The following is a 19,069-nucleotide window of genomic DNA, read 5'->3' as shown; positions in this document are numbered from 1 at the left end:
TATAACGCTTTGACGTTTCATTGAGGCTCACAAAAGGGAAAAATCGCTACTTATCGTGGCGATTTTTCTTTTTGGGTGTTTGAAAAGCTATGCGGGGTATGGGATAACTAACTACGGGAATGATTCATAATATTTGTCTATAAAAGGCAACTGAATCTCGTCTATCTAAAAACTAATTGTTTTAATGGACTGACAGCTGCTGCCCTCTCAGAAATTTGTTCTTTCTAAGTTTACAATATTGTCAATTCTTTGTAAACTGCCGAAAAGTAGCAAATATAGCTTAAAGTATGCCCATGCAGAACTTTTCTAGACAATAAGTAAAAAAAGACTTGACCTTTAATGTGGTCTAATCAAAATAATGAATCAGCGTCTTTTCGGTCAAAATATCAGAATAGGTGTATGATTCAACATAGGTGTTGTCAATTTCACCTGGAATGCTTGCCTCATCTTTATATTCAACAATAAAAAGTGAAGAATAAACTTCAATGAGACGGCCGACCTTATTTTTTTCGCGTTTACGGCCGTTTTCAAGCGTCAGTTCAACCAACTGACCTTCATGATTTTTGACATCTTCTTTAATTTTTTTCATCTTTGCGACATCTGCAAATGCATCACTCATTTAACTGTATCTCTCCTATCTTTCTTCAAATGGGGCTATCGTTGAAAATTTATTGTACTGCTTCTGGAATATTAGCTTGACAGTTCCTCTGGCACCCGCCCGGTTTTTTTCCAATATAACCTCGATGGTATTGTCTTCTAATTGGTCCTGCCCTTCCTCCTTATCGCCTCTGTCATAATAATCATCACGATACAAAAAAGCGACAATATCAGCATCCTGCTCGATGGAACCGGACTCCCGAATATCAGAGAGAACCGGCCTTTTATCCTGACGCTGTTCGACACCGCGAGACAGCTGACTGAGGGCAATAACCGGAACCTTAAGCTCCTTGGCAAGAATTTTTAATTGGCGGGAAATATCAGAAACCTCCTGCTGACGATTCTCAGGACGTGTACCCGTAATGAGCTGAAGGTAGTCAATAACAATCAAGCCCAGCCCATTTTCAAGCTCCTGGTCCAATTTGCGGGCACGCGCCCGAATCTCTGTAACTTTAATCCCCGGCGTATCATCAATGTAAATGGGAGCCTCAGCAAGAGTTCCTTGAGCCAGCGTGATGTTTTGCCATTCCTGCTCACTTAGCTGACCAGTCCGCAAATTATGAGAATCTACCATACCTTCAGAGGCAAGCATCCGATCAACTAGGCTTTCTGCCCCCATTTCAAGTGAGAAAATGGCAACCGGACGGTTGCTCTTTGTTCCGACATTTTGCGCAATATTAAGAACAAAGGCTGTTTTACCAACTGCCGGTCTGGCAGCCAGAATAATCAGCTGATCCGGATGCAGACCCGTTGTAATCTTGTCAAGCTCCTGAAAACCAGTCGGCAGTCCGGTAACATCTGACGTCTGTTTTGAGCGCAATTCAAGATTTTCATAATTGATAGCCAAAACATCAGAAATCTTGCGAAAACCGCTGCGATTGCTGCGCTCATTGACATCAACAAGAGCTTTCTCAGCACCTGCAATGATATCCTCAGCATCTGTTGCTCCTTCGTAGGCCTGGTTGACAGTTTCTGTCAAGCGATCAATAATCCGGCGCAGCATGGATTTTTCAGCTACAATTTTAGCATAATACTCGGCATTGGCACTGGTCGGCACACTGTTGACTAATTCAACAAGGTAAGAGATGCCGCCGATATTTTGCAGGTCCCCCTGACTGTCCAGTATGGCACGGACGGTTGTCGCATCAATAGCATCATTTCGATCATTAAGACTGATCATGGCCTTAAAAATGACTCGATGCGCATACTTATAAAAATCCTCAGGTTCAATATATTCTCGAACAGTAATAAGCTTATCCGGCGCTATAAAAATAGAACCTAAAACAGACTGTTCTGCTACCAAATCCTGAGGCTGAACTCGTAATTCCGGAGTCTCTGGCAAAACTTCTCACCCCCTAACCTTAATTTGTCTGATCATGCAGTCAGGCTTCCTTAACTTGAATCTTGATGATACCGTCAACTTCCTTATGAAGCTTTACAGGCACCTCAATAAGCCCGATAGCACGAATGGAATGATCGAGTTTAATATGGCGTTTGTCCAGTTTAATACCAAACTGTTTGTTTAATTCTTCAGAAATCTTTTTAGCTGTGATAGAACCAAAAGTCCTGCCGTCTGGGCCAACTTTTTCTGTAAACTGAACAAGAGTCGCCTCTTTTTCCAGCTCTGCCTTGATTGCTTTAGCTTCAGCCAGCAGTTCTGCCTGAGCTTTTTCTTCAGATTTCTGCTTGCCTTTAAGTTCATTAATGGCCTGCTTGGTAGCTTCTTTAGCCAAGTTTTTCTTAATTAAAAAATTTTGAGCATAGCCTGTAAGAACTTCCTTGACTTCGCCTTTTTTGCCTTTTCCCTTGACATCTGCCAAAAAAATAACTTTCATCACTAAGACTCCTTATTTTCTTTAAATTCTTCTTCAATTTTTTCTAACAAGAGCTCGCGAACTTCTTTAACAGTCATGTCCTGTATTTGACAAGCTGCTAAATTGAAATGACCGCCGCCGCCCATTTCTTCCATAATCCGCTGAACATTGATTTTATTGCGGCTGCGGGCTGATATCGAAACAAAACCTTTAGGTGTTTTGGTAATAACAAATGTCGCCTCAATGCCCGCCATGTTTAGCATAGTGTCAGCAGCCCTGCCGGCAATAACATTAGAATAGCTGACATCCTCTGCTCCGGCCGTCACAATGAGATTTGGCAGGACACGTTCTCCGCGCAGAATTAACTCATTAACTGACCGGTATTCATCAAAATCAAGAGCTGATATGTTTTGAATTTCAACATTATCACTCCCCAGAGTCCGCAGATAGCTGGCAACATCAAAAGTACGGCTGGTGACACGCGTTGAAAAATTCTTAGTGTCAAGCATGATTCCTGCCATGACAATGCTGGCTTGAATTTTACTTAAACGGTATTTACTGTCTTGGAACTGTAAAAGCTCGGTCACTAACTCGCTGGCGCTGCTGGCACCACTCTCAATGAAGGTCAGCGTAGCATTTTCCGGAAAATCATCATCCCTTCTGTGGTGGTCAATAACAATAACTTCTGTAAACTTATCGTAAAGCTCTCTTGACAGCGTTAACTGCAGTTTGGAATGGTCAACCATGACAAGAAGGGAGTTTTCCGTAACCTGATCCAGAGCTTCCTTTACAGTCAGCAGCTGTGTATTGCCATCATACTGTAAACGTTCGACCGCTCTTTTGACATCATGACCGATGCTGTTTTCGTCATAAACCGCATAAGCATGTTCAATGATATTATTAGCAAAAACCTGCATACCAACAGAGGCTCCCAAAGCATCCATATCCAGATTTTTATGACCAACCACAAAAACACGGTCAACCGTTTTTATCTTATCTGAAATAGCGGTCATCATCGCACGCGTTCTTGTTCGGGAACGTTTTACTGTTGAAACAGAGCCGCCGCCGAAATAAAGCAGCCTTTTGTTCTCCTCATTTTCACGGACAACAGCTTGGTCTCCGCCCCGAACCAGAGCAATATTAAGATTTTTGAGGGCAATCTGGCCAATCTGATCATGATTGGTTCTGCCGTGGGATATTCCCATACTCAAAGTCAGAGGAAGCTGGCGTTCCTGAGCTTCTTTGCGAAATTGTTCCAGCACATCAAATTTATCCTGAATCAGCTGATTTAAGGTGCCGTAATCCGTAAAGAAATAAAATCGATCCATATCGACACGGCAATAAAAGATACCGTTAGTTTGGGCAAATCCAGAAATAAAATTGGCAATAAAACCATTAATCTGAGATACATCTGCATCCGCCAAGGATTCGACAGTATCATCATAATTATCAATAGAAATAACGCCGATAACCGGCTGCAAATCCAGACCCTGCTTGGGACTGTCATTTTCTCTGGATAAATTAAAGAAATAAAAGATACCCTTAGTTACATCTAAATAAACAGAATATTTATTCTCGCCAACTTCCATTGTCTGGTCAGCGGAGCCTTCTTTTTTACTTTTGATAACGGAGGTGATAAACTCACTGTCAAATTCGCCGTCTTCTTTAGTAAAAATCAATTCTGCAAAGGGATTGAACCATTCAATTTTATCTGTTTCAGGATCAAACTGAACAACACCGACCGGCATTTGGTCAAGCAGAGCAATCAGCTTGCCTTCCGTCTGACTGTTCAAAAGTTCAATCTGCTCTAACTCAGAAATTTCATAGACGCTTTTTTGATAATAAAGTAATATGACGATGGCTGCACATGTTGCAAAAATAATAAACATCAGCAGCGCAGAATCTGGAAAAACACGAGCACTGACAGCCAGAATTCCAAAGATAATCATACCTATCATGATTAGGTGACTGGTTGCAAAACGAAATCTTCTCATTATCTAAACCTCTTAAGCCCTAATTATACCATAAAAGCTTGATAAAATATAGGGGGTAAAGAAGGTTGCCTGCCTCCTATTGCTCGTTCTTAGCTGAATTTCTTCTTCCTTCAAGATAAACCATCAAAATAGAAATATCCGCCGGATTAACTCCGGAAATACGGCTGGCCTGTCCGATCGTTTCCGGATTGATCTTTTTAAATTTCTGACGCGCCTCCGTTGCAATAGAATCAATCGCATCCCAGTCAATATTTTTAGGAATGCGTTTTTCTTCCATACGCTTCATTTTGGCAACCTGATCAAGAGCTTTTTTGATATAGCCTTCATATTTAATTTCTGTTTCTAAAAGCTCGATCAGCTTACTGTCCAAGTCCTCTGCTGCCGGACCGATAAACCTGACAGCATCAGCATAGGTCACTTCGGGACGGCGCATAAATTCTTTAGCTGTTACTGCATCTGTTAAAGGCTTGAAGCCCATTTCTTCAACCATCTGATTCGTTTCAGGCACCGGTTTTAATTTCAAGGACTCTAACCGTTTGAGCTCATTGTCAAATTGGGCCTTTTTAATAGCAAATTGCTGATAGCGTTTTTCATCAACAAGACCAACTTGATGCCCAATTTCCGTCAGACGCATATCCGCATTATCATGCCGCAGGATAAGACGGTATTCCGCCCGAGATGTCAGTAAGCGATAAGGCTCCAGAGTTCCTTTGGTCACCAAATCATCAATCATAACACCGATATAAGCATCGCTGCGTTTGAGAATCAGTTCTGGTTTCCCTTGTATTTTAAGAGCAGCATTAATTCCAGCCACAATTCCTTGGCCCGCAGCTTCTTCATAACCAGATGTTCCATTAGTCTGCCCAGCAGTAAAAAGTCCGGAAATTTTCTTGGTTTCCAGAGTTGCGCGCAATTGATGCGGCAAAACAATATCGTATTCAATAGCGTAGCCTGTGCGCATCATTTCAGCCTGTTCAAGACCTTTAATGGAATGAACCAAATCTTTTTGGACATCCTCCGGCAAACTGGTTGACAGCCCCTGAATGTAAACCTCTTCAGTTTCCCGGCCTTCAGGCTCTAAAAACAGCTGATGGCGGTCCTTATCCGCAAAACGAACAATCTTATCCTCAATAGAGGGGCAGTAACGCGGGCCGACACCCTTGACAATGCCAGAAAACATGGGAGCACGGTAAAGATTTTTAGTGATGATGTCATGGCTGGTTTGATTGGTATAAGTCAGCCAGCAGGGAATTTGGTCTTGCACGTAGTCATCATCCTTAGACATAAATGAGAAATGATTAGGTTTCTCGTCTCCGGGCTGAATCTCCGTTTCATCATAATTAATAGAATTAGCCTTTACACGGGGAGGCGTCCCGGTTTTAAAGCGACCGATTTCAAGACCCAGTTCTTTCAAGTTATCAGCAAGGCCAATAGAGGCTAAGCTGTTGTTAGGCCCGGAAGAGTATTTGAGTTCCCCCAGAATGATTTCTCCTCGCAGAGCAGTTCCTGTGGTAACAATGACAGCCTTAGCCGAAAATTTTTGATTGGTGGCCGTCCGAACACCTATAACCTTACCGTCTTCCACCAAAATTTCCTCAATTATAGATTGACGGAGCGTCAGATTTTCCTGCTGCTCAACAGTATGCTTCATATTGCGGGCGTAAAGAGCCTTATCAGCCTGTGCACGAAGAGCCCTAACCGCAGGCCCTTTGCCAGTATTAAGCATCTTCATCTGAATATAAGATTTATCGATATTCTTGCCCATCTCGCCGCCAAGAGCATCGATTTCGCGGACCACAATTCCCTTAGCCGACCCTCCGATAGAAGGATTGCAGGGCATAAAAGCCAGCATTTCAAGACTAATAGTCGCAAGCAAAGTTTTGCAGCCCATGCGGCTGGCAGCAAGACTGGCTTCTACACCGGCATGCCCAGCACCGATGACAATAACATCATAGTTTTCAGTAAATTCGTGTATCATTTGTATCTCCCAAACACAAAAATAGCCAAAACCCTCGAAAATTGTACGTCAAAAGACCTACAATTCTCATGAGCTTTGACCATCATGATTATTGTTACGTTTATTCTATCAAATTCGCCGTAAAAGTCAATTCCTAAAAAAGGATAAGCGTTCTAATAAGACAGAGTTAGCCCCGTATTTAAAAAGGTAATCTGCAAAAGCTTTTCTTTTTAGAATCTTAGTAAGTAAGACTTCATCAACTTGATCAACAATATCTAAAAACGATTTTTTAGTAATAGCATTTAAAGTAAGTAGAAGCTGTGCTTCCTCACGCTTTCGTTTAGCTGCTTCTGGCGGATAGCCGATCCCAAATTCACTATGAAAAAGTTCATTTAAAGTATATTGCAAATTTAATTCCCCAGCCCAGCCAAAATTTAAGCCAAATGACAAAGAAGCGACATTACCATTATTAATACGTCCAAAGAGAAAAGCATCCTGTGGTGTTTGGATGAAACCTGCACGTAAACCTGGCAGACTATTACAAGCCATCATCATGCCTTGACCAGATGAACAGCCAGAAACAACAAAATCAATAGCACCAGTCTCAATAAGCAGACTAATCATGACAGCGACCTCAACGTAAGAGTAATTTTCAGTCTCATCAGGAAAAATACCAAAATTTATGACTTCATGATGGCTTCCAGCTGCCTTTTTGACAGATTCAAAAAGCAGTTGATTGATGCCGGTTCTTGTACTGGCTTGAATCACACCAATTTTCATTTCAAACTCCTATCAATATGTTTACAAATCCCATTTAGTGTTTGACAAAACTGTAAAGCTAAATATACTGACAGACCTTTTCTTCCTGATAGGCATTGTCAATCAATCCGCCGCCAAGACATTCATCTCCCTTATAGAAAACAACTGCTTGACCTGGCGTGATGGCACGCTGCGGTTCATCAAAGACAACTTCCGCCTTATCACCTTTTACATTGACAGTTACTTTACTATCTGGTTGACGATAACGAAACTTAGCCGTACACTCCATTGTAAACTCATCAGGCATGTCCCTTGTAAAATGAACCTGACTGGCTGTCAAGCTGGTTGACATGAGCGCCTCATGATAGAAACCTTGCCCCACATAAAGGATATTTTGGGACAAATCCTTCCCAACAACAAACCAAGGTGCATTGTCACCGCCTTTTTGTCCGCCGATTCCCATGCCGCCGCGCTGGCCGATGGTGTAGTACATAAGCCCATTATGTTCGCCCATATCACGGCCATCAACCGTCATCATACGGCCCTTTTGGGCAGGCAGATACTGGCTGAGAAATTCTTTAAAGTTTTTCTCACCAATAAAACAAATACCGGTCGAGTCTTTTTTCTTAGCTGTCGCAAGTCCTGCTTTTTCTGCAATCTCACGAACTTGCGGCTTTTGCAAATGGCCAAGCGGAAACATCACTTTTTGCAGCTGTTTTTGAGACAGTTGGCTCAAGAAGTAGGTTTGGTCTTTGTTATTATCAGCACCGCGCAGCATGTGAACAGTGCCATCTGCATCACGTGACACTTGCGCATAATGTCCAGTTGCCACATAGTCTGCTCCCAAAGTCAGAGCATAATCCAGAAAGGCTTTGAACTTGATTTCCTTATTGCACATGACATCAGGATTTGGCGTACGTCCTGCACGATATTCTGCCAGGAAATACTCGAAAACACGATCCCAGTACTCTTTTTCAAAGTTGACAGAGTAGTAGGGAATGCCAATTTGGTCTGCTACTGCAGCTACATCTTTGTAATCTTCGGTGGCTGTACAAACACCGAATTCATCTGTGTCGTCCCAGTTTTTCATGAAGACGCCAATCACGTCGTAACCTTGCTCCTTTAAAAGCAGAGCCGTCACGGACGAATCAACACCTCCGCTCATACCAACGACGACACGTGTTTTTGAATTATCTGTCATTGATAATCCTCCCATCAAATGTAAGATACTTAGATATGAAATTCTAGTTTCAAGAATTCAACCCAAGTTCAGTTATTTTTAAACATAGACTTGAAGGGTCCAGTTATTCAAATATCGATTTGAAGGTCGATTTTGAAGCGCCTCAGCGCAAAACATATTATATCACAAAAGAGGCTCTAATCACCACTATATAACTTTAAGAAAAAATTCTCGCATGTTACCGATTGTCAGCTTGTCTATTCTCTATTACAGTTAAGCAAAAACTTGACACTTTTGTCAATATCATTGGTCTCATACCTTATAAATTAAGCTTTAATAACTTTAATAATGTGTCAAGGTTGTAAAACCTTGTCAACTAACCTTTACATTTAACTTTTAGGACAGCTAAAAAGCCATTAGCAAAATCCTAATGACTCTATGTTTAATTAAAATTTCTAAAGTCTACATGCCCCAAGCGGATAATCCTTGAGAATTGTATGCATTGATGGCAGAATTGATTTGATCCTGAACAGTTGCTGTTGAACCCCAGCCAGGCATCGTTTGGAAAAGTCCTGAAGCTCCTGAACCATTGGTTGCATTTACTTGACCGTTTGATTCGCGGGCAATAATATATTCCCAAGTTGATTGCGGAACACCAGTTGCTGCTGCCATTTGTGCTGCTGCTTCTGAACCAGTTGCACCAGCAGTATTACCATTAGCAAGATTGCCGTTAGAGACTGCGTTAGCCGCCTGAGCCTGCTGTGAAGCATAGGTCGTATTACTATAAGCTGCATTAGCTGCAATGGCCGTGTTTTGAACAGCCGCAGTGTCGTCAGGTGCTGCAACTTCTGTCACAGTCTCTGCAGAAGAGACTTGCTCAGCAACAGGCTGACTATTTTCAGGTGCTGCAGCAGGCTGTGCCTGAGTTTGATCAGTATTTTTAGGCTGTACCACTGCAGCTTGAGCGAGAACAGATTCTGATTTCTTAATATGTGCTTCTGTATTGACAGATTCTCCTGTAAAAAGGGTCGCAAATCCTACAAAAAAAGGTAAAACTAAAAATTGGCTTTTAACAACTTTTTTGAATTTCGATTTTTTGACTCTACTGTACATAAAAAATTTGTTTCCTTTCATTATCTCGCTCTCTATCATATAAATTAATTGTTACTTTGGCTTTATTTTTATATTAAAAATATTACAATCATATTTAAAGTAAATAAAAAATGCCCAAAACTATTGAAATTTTGAGCATTTTAGACATCTCTTTAAAATTAATACCAGCCATTAGTATTCCAAAAGGCCTGAGCTGCTGTCCATGAACCATAGCGGCTGGTGACATAAGCATCTGCCACACGTTCTTGGTTCTCAGCTGATAAATCTCCATTTAAATAAGAGCTGCTCAGCTGATAACGGCCATAATACTGCCCGTTTTGAGCACTGTAGTTGCCGCCTGATTCTTTTTGAGCGATAAATTCTTTTGCAGCTGCATCCGATGCACTCAAACTGCTGCTGGTTGATGCTGCCTCAGTTGTCTGCGATTCAGCAGGAGCTGCCGTTGTTGCCTCTGTAGTTTGAGGAGCTTCTGCAGCTGTTGTTGCAGCTTCGCTGACTTGCGTGGTTGCTGGTGCCACCGTCGTTGCTTCACTTACCTGTGTTTCTGCAGGAGCTACTGTCGTTGCTTCCGTCGTTTGAGGAGCTTCTGTAACTGTTGTTGCAGCTTCGCTAGCTTGTGTGGTTGCTGGGGCCGCCGTTGTTGCTTCACTTACCTGTGTTTCTGCAGGAGCTGCTGTTGTTGCTTCACTTGCTTGTGTTTCAGCAGATGAAGGTTGTACTGTCGTTTCAGTTGCCTGAGTGGTTTCCGAAACTGCTGGAGCCTGTGTTTGTGATGAAGCAGCCGGTGCTGTTTCTTCTGCTGCTTGAGGAACTTCTGTTTTTTCCTCATCTAACTCTAAAACTTGATCAATATAAATAAGATGAACATCTTTAATCTTATTTATTTTAGCCAGCTTTTTAACCGTTGTTCCGTGAGCTGAAGCTATTTCTGACAGAGTGTCTCCTGATTTTACAGTATAGCTTTCTGCATGTGCTGCAATGGGCAAAATCAGACTGGCAGCTGTTGCAAGACCTGCGAAGCTAGTTTTTACTGTCTTACTTTTATTTTCTAAAATATTTTTTAATGACATAACTTACTCCTTTTAGCATTATATATCCCATCATACAGTAGATATATTACTCACTTTTTAGAGTAAGATTAAATATATTACAATTAAGTTTTAATTAGAAAAAGAAAACGCCTTCCTTTGCTTCATCAGCAATTATTTAAGCTTTGTCAAATAATTACATCTGCGCACCTGTCAAACGTTTTTCTCATTTTTTTAATAAAAATAATAGTATTCCAAGACAGCAGATACCAATAATGGCCAGGCTGTCCTTATAGGTCCATTTTAACAATCGGTATTTGCTGCGGCCTGAACCTCCTTGATAACCGCGTGCTTCCATCGCTGTTGCTAAAGCATCCGCTCTTTTAAAGCTGGAAGCAAAAAGAGGAATTAGGATAGGAATAATCGACTTTACTTTTTGAATGAGATTCCCTTCTCCAAAATCAACACCGCGTGCTTTTTGAGCGTTCATAATGCGCGTCGTATCATCCATCAGTGTCGGTACAAAGCGCAGGCTCAGCGACAGCATCAAACCAATCTCGTGCACGGGAACTTTTAATGGTTCCAAGGGTTTCAAAAGAGACTCAACGGCATCTGCCAAACTAAGAGGGGTTGTTGTCAGTGTCAACAGTGTTGAAAAGATGATAATCAGCACAAAACGCATAAAAATCAATGCGGCCTGTCCAAGACCGTAATCGGTGATTTTAATAATCCATAATTGAACTAAAACCTCCCCTGCCTGAGTGAAAAAGACCTGAAACAGAGTCGTAAAAAGAATCAAGCCTATCATAGGCTTTAAGCCTTTGAGGAAAAAACCGATTTTAATGCGGGACAGCACCACCAAAACCATGGTAAAAGCAAACATCAAAAGATTTGTAATGACATTATTGGCCCAAAAAACAACAATAATGAAAATAAACATTGACAGCAGTTTGCTTCTTGGATCCAGACGATGAATGAACGAATCACCGGGAATATAACGGCCAAGGATAAGATTATTCATTCTTAATCGCCTCCACAAATTCTTCTAGGGTAATGGGCAGAGAATCGAAAGCCATTCCCTTGTCTCTTAAATCAGCTGCAAACTGAGTAATCTTAGGAACGCCCAATTGTTTGCTCTCTAAAAATTCAATTTTCTGAAAAACTGATTTAGGACTGCCCGAAAGGACAATCCTCCCCTTTTCCAGCACATAAACCCAGTCTGCATAATTAGAGACATCATCCATTAAGTGAGTGACTAATACGATGGTCATCCCTTGCTGGTGAAGCTCTTTAAACAAATGCATCAGCTCACGCCTGCCCTTGGGATCAAGACCGGCAGTGGGTTCATCTAAAACCAAAATGCTCGGCTCCATAGCCAGAATACCCGCAATGGCAACCCTGCGCATTTGGCCGCCCGATAATTCAAAAGGATTTTTTTCAAATAATTCCTCAGAAATACCAACTAGGGCTAATTTTTCACGGGCTATTTTTTCAGCATTTTCCTGAGAAACACCAAAATTCTGCGGTCCAAAAGCAACATCTTTTAAAACCGTTTCATCAAAAAGCTGACTTTCCGGAAATTGAAAGACCAGGCCAACTTTTTTGCGAATACTTTTGATCTCCTTATTTTTGGAATCGGGCTTGATAGCCACATCATCAACATAAACAGTTCCTTCAGTCGGTGTATTAAGACCATTTAAGAGCTGCACAATCGTAGATTTGCCGCTGCCCGTATGCCCTATAAAGGCTGTGAAACTGCCATCTTTAATTTCCAAATCAACATCGAAAAGGGCACGCCCTTCAAAAGGGGTTCCCGCTTGATAAGTATAACTTACTTTTTGGAGAATGATGCCCATAACTTATCTTCCAATTCCTTTTCTGGCAAATAACCTTCATTAAATGTAAAACCGATTGGCTCCAGAGCTTTGATAAGCGCTGAGGCGAAAGGAATATCCAATCCTAAGCTTAACAGTTCATCTCCCCGAGAAAACAATTCTTTCGGGGTTGAACTGGATTCTATCTGACCTTTCTTCATCACCAAAACCCGATCGCTGAGAGCTACCTCATCTAAATCATGAGTGATGGATATAACCGTCATTCCGAAGTCATCACGAATTTTTTGGATAATCTTAATTAACTCCAGACGCCCTTCCGGATCCAGCATGCTGGTTGCCTCATCCAAAATGATGATACTCGGCCGCATGGCAACTGCACCTGCAATCGCTACTCTTTGCTTTTGTCCCCCAGACAGTCTGGCAGGCTCTCTTGTCTTAAAATCAAGCATGCCAACAAGGCTTAAAGCTTCTCTGACGCGCTCTTGCATTTCTTCGAGGGGAACGCCTTGATTTTCCAGACCAAAAGCAACATCATCTTCGACAGTTGCGCCGACAAATTGATTGTCTGGATTTTGAAAAACCATGCCAATCTTATGACGAATATCCCAAATATTGCTGTCTGACAGCTCTTCGCCTTCTATGAAAATTTGTCCGGATTCAGCTTCCAGCAATCCGTCAATCAGGCGAACAGCTGTTGATTTACCGCTGCCGTTGTGACCGATAATGGCTAACCACTCTCCATGTTTCACGTGAAACGAAATATTGTTTAATGTCGGTTCTTTTTGATTCTCATCATAACGAAACGTAACGTTTTTTAATTCAATCGTTTTATCTGCCATTGTCTATTTAAACGTATCCTTGAAAAGGAAGCTGGCTCCTTTGAAATAATCGTAGCCTGAGTAAAGAGTGAAAAACAAAGCGATGTACAGCAAAATAGTTCCCCAGGGCTCAAAGTGACAGAGCAAAAAGATGATGGAAAACATTTGGGTGGCTGTTTTAATTTTTCCAGGCATAGCGGCAGCCAAAACTTCCCCGCCCGTTTCAACTAAAAGCAAACGCAGGCCGGTCACCGCCAATTCACGGCAGATGATAATTGCTGAAATCCAGGCCGGTGCTAAATCAAGACCAACAAGCATGATGAAAGCGCTCATGACCAGCATCTTATCTGCCAAAGGATCAGCAAATTTACCAAAATTAGTCACAACTTTCCACTTACGGGCTAAGTAACCATCCAGATAATCGGTCAGACTTGCTGCGGCAAAAATAATCGCTGCAGCAATATGCCAGCCCGTACTGCTGCTTACAGAGGTTAAAAGCAAGAAAACCGGTATCAGTAAAATACGAATAAGCGTTAATAAATTGGGAATATTTTCTTTTTTAGTCATTAAAAACTCCTTTATTGGACGGTTACATTAATGTTGGTCAAACCGGCATTAATGAGATTAGAGGTGTCCAGTTTTTGACCGTTTATGGTTATGTCAACACCGTTCAGCACAGCAACTGTCAGCATGGAAGTTGTTGAACCTTCTGCCAAAGTGACTGTATAGGTCTTCCCGGATGCTGTCAGAGTTGTTCCGGATTCCCCAGCATCAGTATTGGTAGCTGAAACCCAGCTGTCTTCTTCTCCTGTCAAGGTAAAGGTAATTTCTACCTTACCATTTGTATTACTCAAAGTGACATTATTTCCGCCTTCTGCGAAATCTGTTTCAATATTTGTCTGACTTTGTGCTGTTGTTGATGTTGAAGTTTGATCAGTGGTCTTTTTCTTTTTAGAAGAAGTCGTAAGTTCGGTTTTATCAGAATCACTGTGCAATTGATTATAAGCAATATAGCCGACATAGCTGACAATAGCCAAGGCCAGCAGCACAAGCAAAATCAAGGCCCAAGGGAATCGTCTGCTCGGTTCTTCATCATAATCATATTTGCTGAGGCGAGATGGAATTTTTTCAACTGCAGTATCCGTTTTCTCAAAATCTTCCTCGGTCTCTTCCAATTGCGGTGTTTCCTCTGTCAGACTGATATTTTGAGTAACATCCAAATCAATGGACAAATCCTGAGGGGTTTCAGCTGATTTTTCTTCGCTTTGAGTTTCAGGCTCATCTTTATCTGCTGCCGTATCTGCTGAAGATGAAGAAGCAGGCTCGTCTACTGAAGAAGGAAGAATTAAATCGTCGCTTAGCTCTTGATTGCGGTAGCCGTGAATGATAGAAACCGGGTCCAGACCAACAACTTGGGCATACTTTTCTAAATACTCATTGGTCTTTCCTTCCGGCAGTAATTTGAGCTGATCCAGCTCCATAGCCAATATGTAATGAGGCGCAATGCCTGTTTTGTCAACCACATCATCAAAGCTTAGCTTTTTTTCAATCCGCGCATCACGTAAAATATCACCTATTTTATTCATTTTAGTCTACTCCAGTCCTTTCCGTCGCTACTAATCCTGTTTATTATAACAAATTTTAGACTGTTTTTCTGCCTATTTTGGAAATAGTGTAAAATCTGTCACTTGCATGTCTGTCATAATCTGCCGTCCAAATTCCATAACTTCTTTTATTTCCAGACTTTGCAAAACTTTTGGAAAATCAAAGTAAGTTTCTTTTTGCCACAAATTATCAATAAATTGATTGGCAAGGGTGTCAATGCTATCCAAACTGCTGATAAAATCTCCATACAGCTCATTTCGCAGAGTTTGCAAGTGGGCTTCTGATAAATTTTCATCTGCTTCAAACTTCTTGACTGCTTGACGAATCTGATTGGACATGGCAATGGGTTCCTTTGTGTCAAGCATGATGACAACAAATTGATAAGAAGCTGACACTTCAATTTTCATATCAAAAGAATCGTCAATCTTCCCTTCTTCATACCATTTTTGATAGCGCTGAGAGGTCCAGCCAAACAGCAGGGAGAAAAAGAGCTTCAACAGCAGCTTTTCTCTTAATAAAGACTTGGTTTTCTTTCCGATAAAATTAAAACGAAAGCCTACAGCCAATTTGGGAAGCGTGATATCTTTCTGCAGTGAACTGGCTGATGTAACAGGCAGCAGCTTTAAATCTGAATGTTCAATTTGAGGAGGCTTGATTTGAGGGCCTTCCTTTTGAACAGTGACAATGTCCTTGTAAACTTGCTTAACATCAAAAGATCCAACAACTAAAAGAATTAAATTTGAAGGATGGTAAAAATAACGGAAATTTTCCTCTAAATCGTGCTTAGTCAAATCACGGATACTCGCTTGACTGCCGACAATATCTTCTGCCAGAGGAGTTTTAGGATAAAGCTTAGCTAAAATCCCTTGATAGAGAAAGTCATCGGCATCATCTTGATACATGTCAATTTCCTGAGCAATGATATCTTTTTCATTTTCAATTGACGCATCTGTAAAGATAGCTTTACTGGTAAAATCCTGCAGCAAGGCAAGGTTTTCTTTAATGCTGTCAACTGCTGAAAAATAATATACCGTTTTATTAAAATCTGTGTAGGCATTGCTGTCTGCCCCTAGTTTTGTAAACTCATAGGAAGCATCTGTGCCCTTTTCCATTTCAAACAGCTGATGCTCTAAAAAATGTGCAATGCCTGCCGGATACTTCTTAAGTTTACCGTCTACTGTAAACTCTGTGTCAATTGAACCAAATCGGCTGCTTATAGCAGCAAAAGTTTCTTTAAAATCTTTTTTAGGCAGCAAAAAAACAGTGATCCCATTGTCCAGCTGATTGAAATAAAACTCTTCACCACTATCTGGAAATTGACGCTTTTTTAATCTCGTTGCAGCCATTTATTCTCCTTCCAAAAAATAGATAGACTGTAGCTTAACAAGGTTAGCCACCCTGACAACGTCTTCTTTACTTATCTTATTAACCTTGTCAATCAAATCTTCTGCAGCCAGACAGCGCTCTTTTAAAAATTGACAGTTGTAATGATAGTCAATCATACTTTTAGGATGATCTTCCGATAATTGGATATTGTTGACCAGCATTTTCTTAGTCTGATTTAATAGATGGCTGGAAAAGCGCCCCAGCTTCAAATCATTAAACTGTTTATTGATTAACTGAAAAGTCTGGGGCCTTTTTTTACTGTCAATGCCAGTGTAAATTTGCAGTAAACCTCTGTAACTGTCAAAATGGCTGCCGATACTATAAGCCAGACCTTGTTTTTCTCTGATTTCAGTAAACAATTTTGAATGCGGAAAGGCGCCTAAAATACCATTGAAGACCAACAAAGCATGGTAATTGCTGTCACCGTAAGTTATTGGCAGATGGTAACCCAGCTGCAGAATAGATTGCTGGTTTTCTCTTTGTTCAACTCTTTCCTGAACAACTTTTGAGTAATTCTGCTGATAAAAAAAAGTTAATTCTTTCTGCCGATCTTTTAAAGGGAACTCTTCAACTAACTGCAAAACGTGATAGTCATCAAAATTTCCTAAAACAAAAATATCAATGCGGTCTTCCTTCAGCATTTTTTGAAATTCTTGATAGGCGGTGTAAGAATTTTCAGCGGCCACTAAATCAGCTGTCGCATCCTTTGAATGCTGCATGACTTCTTCTTTGAAAAAAAGCTTTTGCAGCTCCAAGTGGCTGTAGTAAAAGGCATCTTCTTTATCAGCTTTTAAATACCTCATTAAATTTGCCTTCTCAATGTCAAAGCTCTTGCTCTGATAATGCTCCACTGAGGCTAAGGGATTGAACAGGACGTTTCTTAAAAAAGCGACTATTTCTTCCAAAATAGATCCGCCTTCTGGCACAAACCGATCCGATACAAAAGAAATGTCAATATCAACAATATGAACCCGGCCCTTGGCTGAGACCTGTGTGGAAAAGCGAGCACCATAAAGATTGGCCAATTTTTCTCTGAATGCCTGCGGTGTCGGATAGGCATTGTTTGCTGTTGCCAACATTTGAGCAACCAAAACACGGCGGGCTAATGTTTTGCTGTTTAATTCTCCGGAAAAACGAAAAGTAATATGATTAGTCTTAAATTTGGTCGTTTTAATCAAGTGTAAATGTACATCTTGGGCTAATTTCATGGGACTTCCTTTAATATGTTATTCCGTTCAATTATATCATTTTATGCTATAATTATCCTTAGAGAAAGTTGAGGAATTTATGGAATATAAACTTTTTGGAGACTATATTACACTGCAGGCACTTTTGAAAAATCTAGGCATTATCTCAAGCGGAGGTGCCGTTAAATCTTATTTGGCCAATACAGAGGTCTTATTTAACGGGCAGCCGGAGACACGACGCGGCAAAAAGATTCGCTTGGGAGATCAAGTTGCTATTCCAGCATCAGACATTTTGATTACTGTTGTTGAACCTTCCTCAAAGGAGAAGGCAGAGCACCTTAGCCAGCTGGCCGAAAAAGAAAGAGTAGCGGCTCTGGTAAAAGAATTGAACCAAAAAAACAAGAAAACCAAGCAGCATAAAGAATCAAAAACAGCTCCTAAAACTAAAAAAGCTGTCAGATTCCCCGGCACTTAACTATGTGGATAGAAAAAATCAAATTAACAAATTACCGCAATTATCAGGAGCTTGAGACTGAATTTTCGCCAAAACTTAATGTTTTCGTCGGTCAAAACGCCCAAGGAAAAACTAACTTTTTAGAAGCTATCTATTTTCTGTCTTTAACACGCAGCCATCGGACACGCTCAGATAAAGAGCTGATCCGGTTTGGTCAAAAAGAGCTGCATGTCTTAGGAATCTTAAACCGAATCAACGGCAAAGTTCCTTTAGAAATAACCTTATCAGACAAGGGCAGAACGACGAAAATCAACCATTTGAAACAATCCAAACTGTCAGACTACATCGGTATGATGACGGTTGTTTTGTTTGCGCCGGAGGACTTGCAGCTCGTAAAAGGATCGCCCAGTCTTAGAAGAAAGTTCATTGATATTGATTTAGGACAGATCAAACCTGTCTATCTGGCTGATTTATCGAATTATAATCATGTTTTAAAACAAAGAAATTCCTATCTTAAAAAAGCTGACAAGGTTGATTCAGATTTTCTAAGTGTTTTAGATGAGCAGCTGGCAGATTTTGGCAGCAGAGTCATCAGGCATCGCTTTGATTTCATCCATGATCTGACCAAGGAAGCAGACAAACACCATTTTACCATTTCAAATCAGAAGGAACATTTAAGCATTTCCTATCTTTCTTCAGTCAAATTTGATGATAAAAAAAACATTGAGAAAAATTTTTTATCCCAGCTGCAACAGAGCCGTCAGCGAGACATTTTCAAGAAAAACACTGGTCTGGGGCCTCATCGTGATGACTTAGAGTTTTTCATCAACGGAATGAATGCCGGTTTTGGCAGTCAAGGTCAGCACCGCAGTTTAATTTTATCTTTAAAGTTAGCTGAAATCGAACTCATCAAATCTGTCACCGGTGATTATCCCATCCTTTTGCTGGATGATGTGATGAGTGAGCTTGACAACCACAGACAAACCAAGCTTCTAGAAGGCATCAAGGAAAATGTCCAAACATTTATCACGACAACCAGTCTGGAGCACCTTCAGCAGCTCCCTGAAGATTTGAAGCTCTTTACCATCCATCAGGGACAAGTCTCTGAAGATTAACGAAGCTGTAAAAATGTTGTCAAGTTCACTTTACAATTATGTAAAAACGTTGTTGGCAAATACTGGTTTTAAAGTATTTATGATTAAAGCTGCTGTCAAGTATTTTTTTACACTTGCATATTTTTGATAAAAAAAGAAACTGTAGTAACTAAACAGTTTCTTTTTTA

18 protein-coding genes are annotated in these 19,069 nt (G+C 40.8%); 2 read left to right on the top strand and 16 right to left on the bottom strand.

Annotated elements, in window-relative coordinates; translation table 11 throughout:
• Positions 1–346: 346 nt before the first annotated feature.
• From BMI76_RS09615 to yfmF, 16 genes are all read right to left on the bottom strand, one after another.
• Positions 347–619 (bottom strand): Veg family protein, encoded by a 273-nt coding sequence (locus BMI76_RS09615; protein WP_075347352.1) that lies wholly within the window; start codon positions 617–619, stop codon positions 347–349.
• Between the two features lie 15 nt (positions 620–634).
• Positions 635–1,999, bottom strand: a complete 1,365-nt coding sequence (gene dnaB, locus BMI76_RS09610; RefSeq protein ID WP_075347351.1) for a replicative DNA helicase — start codon at positions 1,997–1,999, stop codon at positions 635–637.
• A 40-nt stretch (positions 2,000–2,039) separates the two neighbouring features.
• A complete protein-coding gene (gene rplI, locus BMI76_RS09605; protein ID WP_075347350.1) occupies positions 2,040–2,492 on the bottom strand; it encodes a 50S ribosomal protein L9 in 453 nt (150 codons plus the stop codon).
• A 2-nt stretch (positions 2,493–2,494) separates the two neighbouring features.
• A complete protein-coding gene (locus tag BMI76_RS09600) occupies positions 2,495–4,465 on the bottom strand; it encodes a DHH family phosphoesterase (protein WP_075347349.1) in 1,971 nt (656 codons plus the stop codon).
• Between the two features lie 76 nt (positions 4,466–4,541).
• Positions 4,542–6,443 (bottom strand): tRNA uridine-5-carboxymethylaminomethyl(34) synthesis enzyme MnmG, encoded by a 1,902-nt coding sequence (mnmG, locus tag BMI76_RS09595; RefSeq protein WP_075347348.1) that lies wholly within the window; start codon positions 6,441–6,443, stop codon positions 4,542–4,544.
• Between the two features lie 126 nt (positions 6,444–6,569).
• Entirely contained in the window at positions 6,570–7,202 is a 633-nt protein-coding gene (locus tag BMI76_RS09590) for an RpiB/LacA/LacB family sugar-phosphate isomerase (RefSeq protein ID WP_075347347.1), read from the bottom strand.
• Between the two features lie 58 nt (positions 7,203–7,260).
• Positions 7,261–8,382, bottom strand: coding sequence for a tRNA 2-thiouridine(34) synthase MnmA (mnmA, locus tag BMI76_RS09585; RefSeq protein WP_075347346.1), 1,122 nt, complete (start codon positions 8,380–8,382; stop codon positions 7,261–7,263).
• 441 nt (positions 8,383–8,823) lie between these two features.
• Positions 8,824–9,474: a transglycosylase SLT domain-containing protein gene (locus BMI76_RS09580; RefSeq protein ID WP_075347354.1), complete on the bottom strand. Its 651-nt coding sequence runs from the start codon at positions 9,472–9,474 to the stop codon at positions 8,824–8,826.
• A gap of 158 nt (positions 9,475–9,632) precedes the next feature.
• Positions 9,633–10,544, bottom strand: a complete 912-nt coding sequence (locus BMI76_RS09575) for a LysM peptidoglycan-binding domain-containing protein (protein ID WP_075347345.1) — start codon at positions 10,542–10,544, stop codon at positions 9,633–9,635.
• A 184-nt stretch (positions 10,545–10,728) separates the two neighbouring features.
• Entirely contained in the window at positions 10,729–11,523 is a 795-nt protein-coding gene (locus BMI76_RS09570; protein ID WP_075347344.1) for an energy-coupling factor transporter transmembrane protein EcfT, read from the bottom strand.
• On the bottom strand, positions 11,516–12,358 hold the full coding sequence (locus BMI76_RS09565; protein ID WP_075347343.1) for an energy-coupling factor transporter ATPase: 843 nt from the start codon (positions 12,356–12,358) through the stop codon (positions 11,516–11,518). The genes BMI76_RS09570 and BMI76_RS09565 overlap by 8 nt, the downstream gene beginning before the upstream one ends.
• Positions 12,334–13,176, bottom strand: a complete 843-nt coding sequence (locus BMI76_RS09560; RefSeq protein WP_075347342.1) for an energy-coupling factor ABC transporter ATP-binding protein — start codon at positions 13,174–13,176, stop codon at positions 12,334–12,336. The genes BMI76_RS09565 and BMI76_RS09560 overlap by 25 nt, the downstream gene beginning before the upstream one ends.
• A 3-nt stretch (positions 13,177–13,179) precedes the next feature.
• Positions 13,180–13,722, bottom strand: a complete 543-nt coding sequence (pgsA, locus tag BMI76_RS09555) for a CDP-diacylglycerol--glycerol-3-phosphate 3-phosphatidyltransferase (RefSeq protein WP_075347341.1) — start codon at positions 13,720–13,722, stop codon at positions 13,180–13,182.
• A gap of 11 nt (positions 13,723–13,733) precedes the next feature.
• Positions 13,734–14,741 carry a RodZ family helix-turn-helix domain-containing protein gene (locus tag BMI76_RS09550; protein ID WP_075347340.1) on the bottom strand — a complete coding sequence of 336 codons (1,008 nt, stop codon included), beginning with the start codon at positions 14,739–14,741 and terminating at the stop codon, positions 13,734–13,736.
• 72 nt (positions 14,742–14,813) lie between these two features.
• Positions 14,814–16,106, bottom strand: a complete 1,293-nt coding sequence (gene yfmH, locus BMI76_RS09545) for an EF-P 5-aminopentanol modification-associated protein YfmH (RefSeq protein WP_075347339.1) — start codon at positions 16,104–16,106, stop codon at positions 14,814–14,816.
• The gene (gene yfmF / locus BMI76_RS09540; RefSeq protein ID WP_075347338.1) at positions 16,107–17,354 is read right to left on the bottom strand and encodes an EF-P 5-aminopentanol modification-associated protein YfmF; all 1,248 of its coding nucleotides are present in this window, start codon (positions 17,352–17,354) and stop codon (positions 16,107–16,109) included.
• A 79-nt stretch (positions 17,355–17,433) separates the two neighbouring features.
• On the opposite strand from yfmF, the gene yaaA reads away from it, so the two are divergent.
• Positions 17,434–17,808 (top strand): S4 domain-containing protein YaaA, encoded by a 375-nt coding sequence (yaaA, locus tag BMI76_RS09535; protein WP_075347337.1) that lies wholly within the window; start codon positions 17,434–17,436, stop codon positions 17,806–17,808.
• A gap of 2 nt (positions 17,809–17,810) precedes the next feature.
• Positions 17,811–18,902 (top strand): DNA replication/repair protein RecF, encoded by a 1,092-nt coding sequence (gene recF, locus BMI76_RS09530; RefSeq protein ID WP_075347336.1) that lies wholly within the window; start codon positions 17,811–17,813, stop codon positions 18,900–18,902.
• Positions 18,903–19,069 lie beyond the last annotated feature (167 nt).

Origin of the sequence: Streptococcus sp. 'caviae' (assembly GCF_001937065.1) — a bacterium.
Taxonomy (GTDB): Bacteria; Bacillota; Bacilli; order Lactobacillales; family Streptococcaceae; genus Streptococcus.
The sequence above is the reverse complement of the archived record's forward strand: the minus strand, read 5'-3'. Positions and strand labels throughout refer to the sequence as shown.

What these genes read in the sequence shown, in the direction of transcription:
- BMI76_RS09615 (WP_075347352.1), bottom strand. Translation starts at nt 619, where the DNA reads ATGAGTGATGCATTTGCAGATGTCGCAAAGATGAAAAAAATTAAAGAA.
- rplI (WP_075347350.1), bottom strand. Translation starts at nt 2,492, where the DNA reads ATGAAAGTTATTTTTTTGGCAGATGTCAAGGGAAAAGGCAAAAAAGGC.
- BMI76_RS09600 (WP_075347349.1), bottom strand. Translation starts at nt 4,465, where the DNA reads ATGAGAAGATTTCGTTTTGCAACCAGTCACCTAATCATGATAGGTATG.
- mnmG (WP_075347348.1), bottom strand. Translation starts at nt 6,443, where the DNA reads ATGATACACGAATTTACTGAAAACTATGATGTTATTGTCATCGGTGCT.
- BMI76_RS09590 (WP_075347347.1), bottom strand. Translation starts at nt 7,202, where the DNA reads ATGAAAATTGGTGTGATTCAAGCCAGTACAAGAACCGGCATCAATCAA.
- mnmA (WP_075347346.1), bottom strand. Translation starts at nt 8,382, where the DNA reads ATGACAGATAATTCAAAAACACGTGTCGTCGTTGGTATGAGCGGAGGT.
- BMI76_RS09580 (WP_075347354.1), bottom strand. Translation starts at nt 9,474, where the DNA reads ATGTACAGTAGAGTCAAAAAATCGAAATTCAAAAAAGTTGTTAAAAGC.
- BMI76_RS09575 (WP_075347345.1), bottom strand. Translation starts at nt 10,544, where the DNA reads ATGTCATTAAAAAATATTTTAGAAAATAAAAGTAAGACAGTAAAAACT.
- BMI76_RS09570 (WP_075347344.1), bottom strand. Translation starts at nt 11,523, where the DNA reads ATGAATAATCTTATCCTTGGCCGTTATATTCCCGGTGATTCGTTCATT.
- BMI76_RS09565 (WP_075347343.1), bottom strand. Translation starts at nt 12,358, where the DNA reads ATGGGCATCATTCTCCAAAAAGTAAGTTATACTTATCAAGCGGGAACC.
- BMI76_RS09560 (WP_075347342.1), bottom strand. Translation starts at nt 13,176, where the DNA reads ATGGCAGATAAAACGATTGAATTAAAAAACGTTACGTTTCGTTATGAT.
- pgsA (WP_075347341.1), bottom strand. Translation starts at nt 13,722, where the DNA reads ATGACTAAAAAAGAAAATATTCCCAATTTATTAACGCTTATTCGTATT.
- BMI76_RS09550 (WP_075347340.1), bottom strand. Translation starts at nt 14,741, where the DNA reads ATGAATAAAATAGGTGATATTTTACGTGATGCGCGGATTGAAAAAAAG.
- yfmH (WP_075347339.1), bottom strand. Translation starts at nt 16,106, where the DNA reads ATGGCTGCAACGAGATTAAAAAAGCGTCAATTTCCAGATAGTGGTGAA.
- yfmF (WP_075347338.1), bottom strand. Translation starts at nt 17,354, where the DNA reads ATGAAATTAGCCCAAGATGTACATTTACACTTGATTAAAACGACCAAA.
- yaaA (WP_075347337.1), top strand. Translation starts at nt 17,434, where the DNA reads ATGGAATATAAACTTTTTGGAGACTATATTACACTGCAGGCACTTTTG.
- recF (WP_075347336.1), top strand. Translation starts at nt 17,811, where the DNA reads ATGTGGATAGAAAAAATCAAATTAACAAATTACCGCAATTATCAGGAG.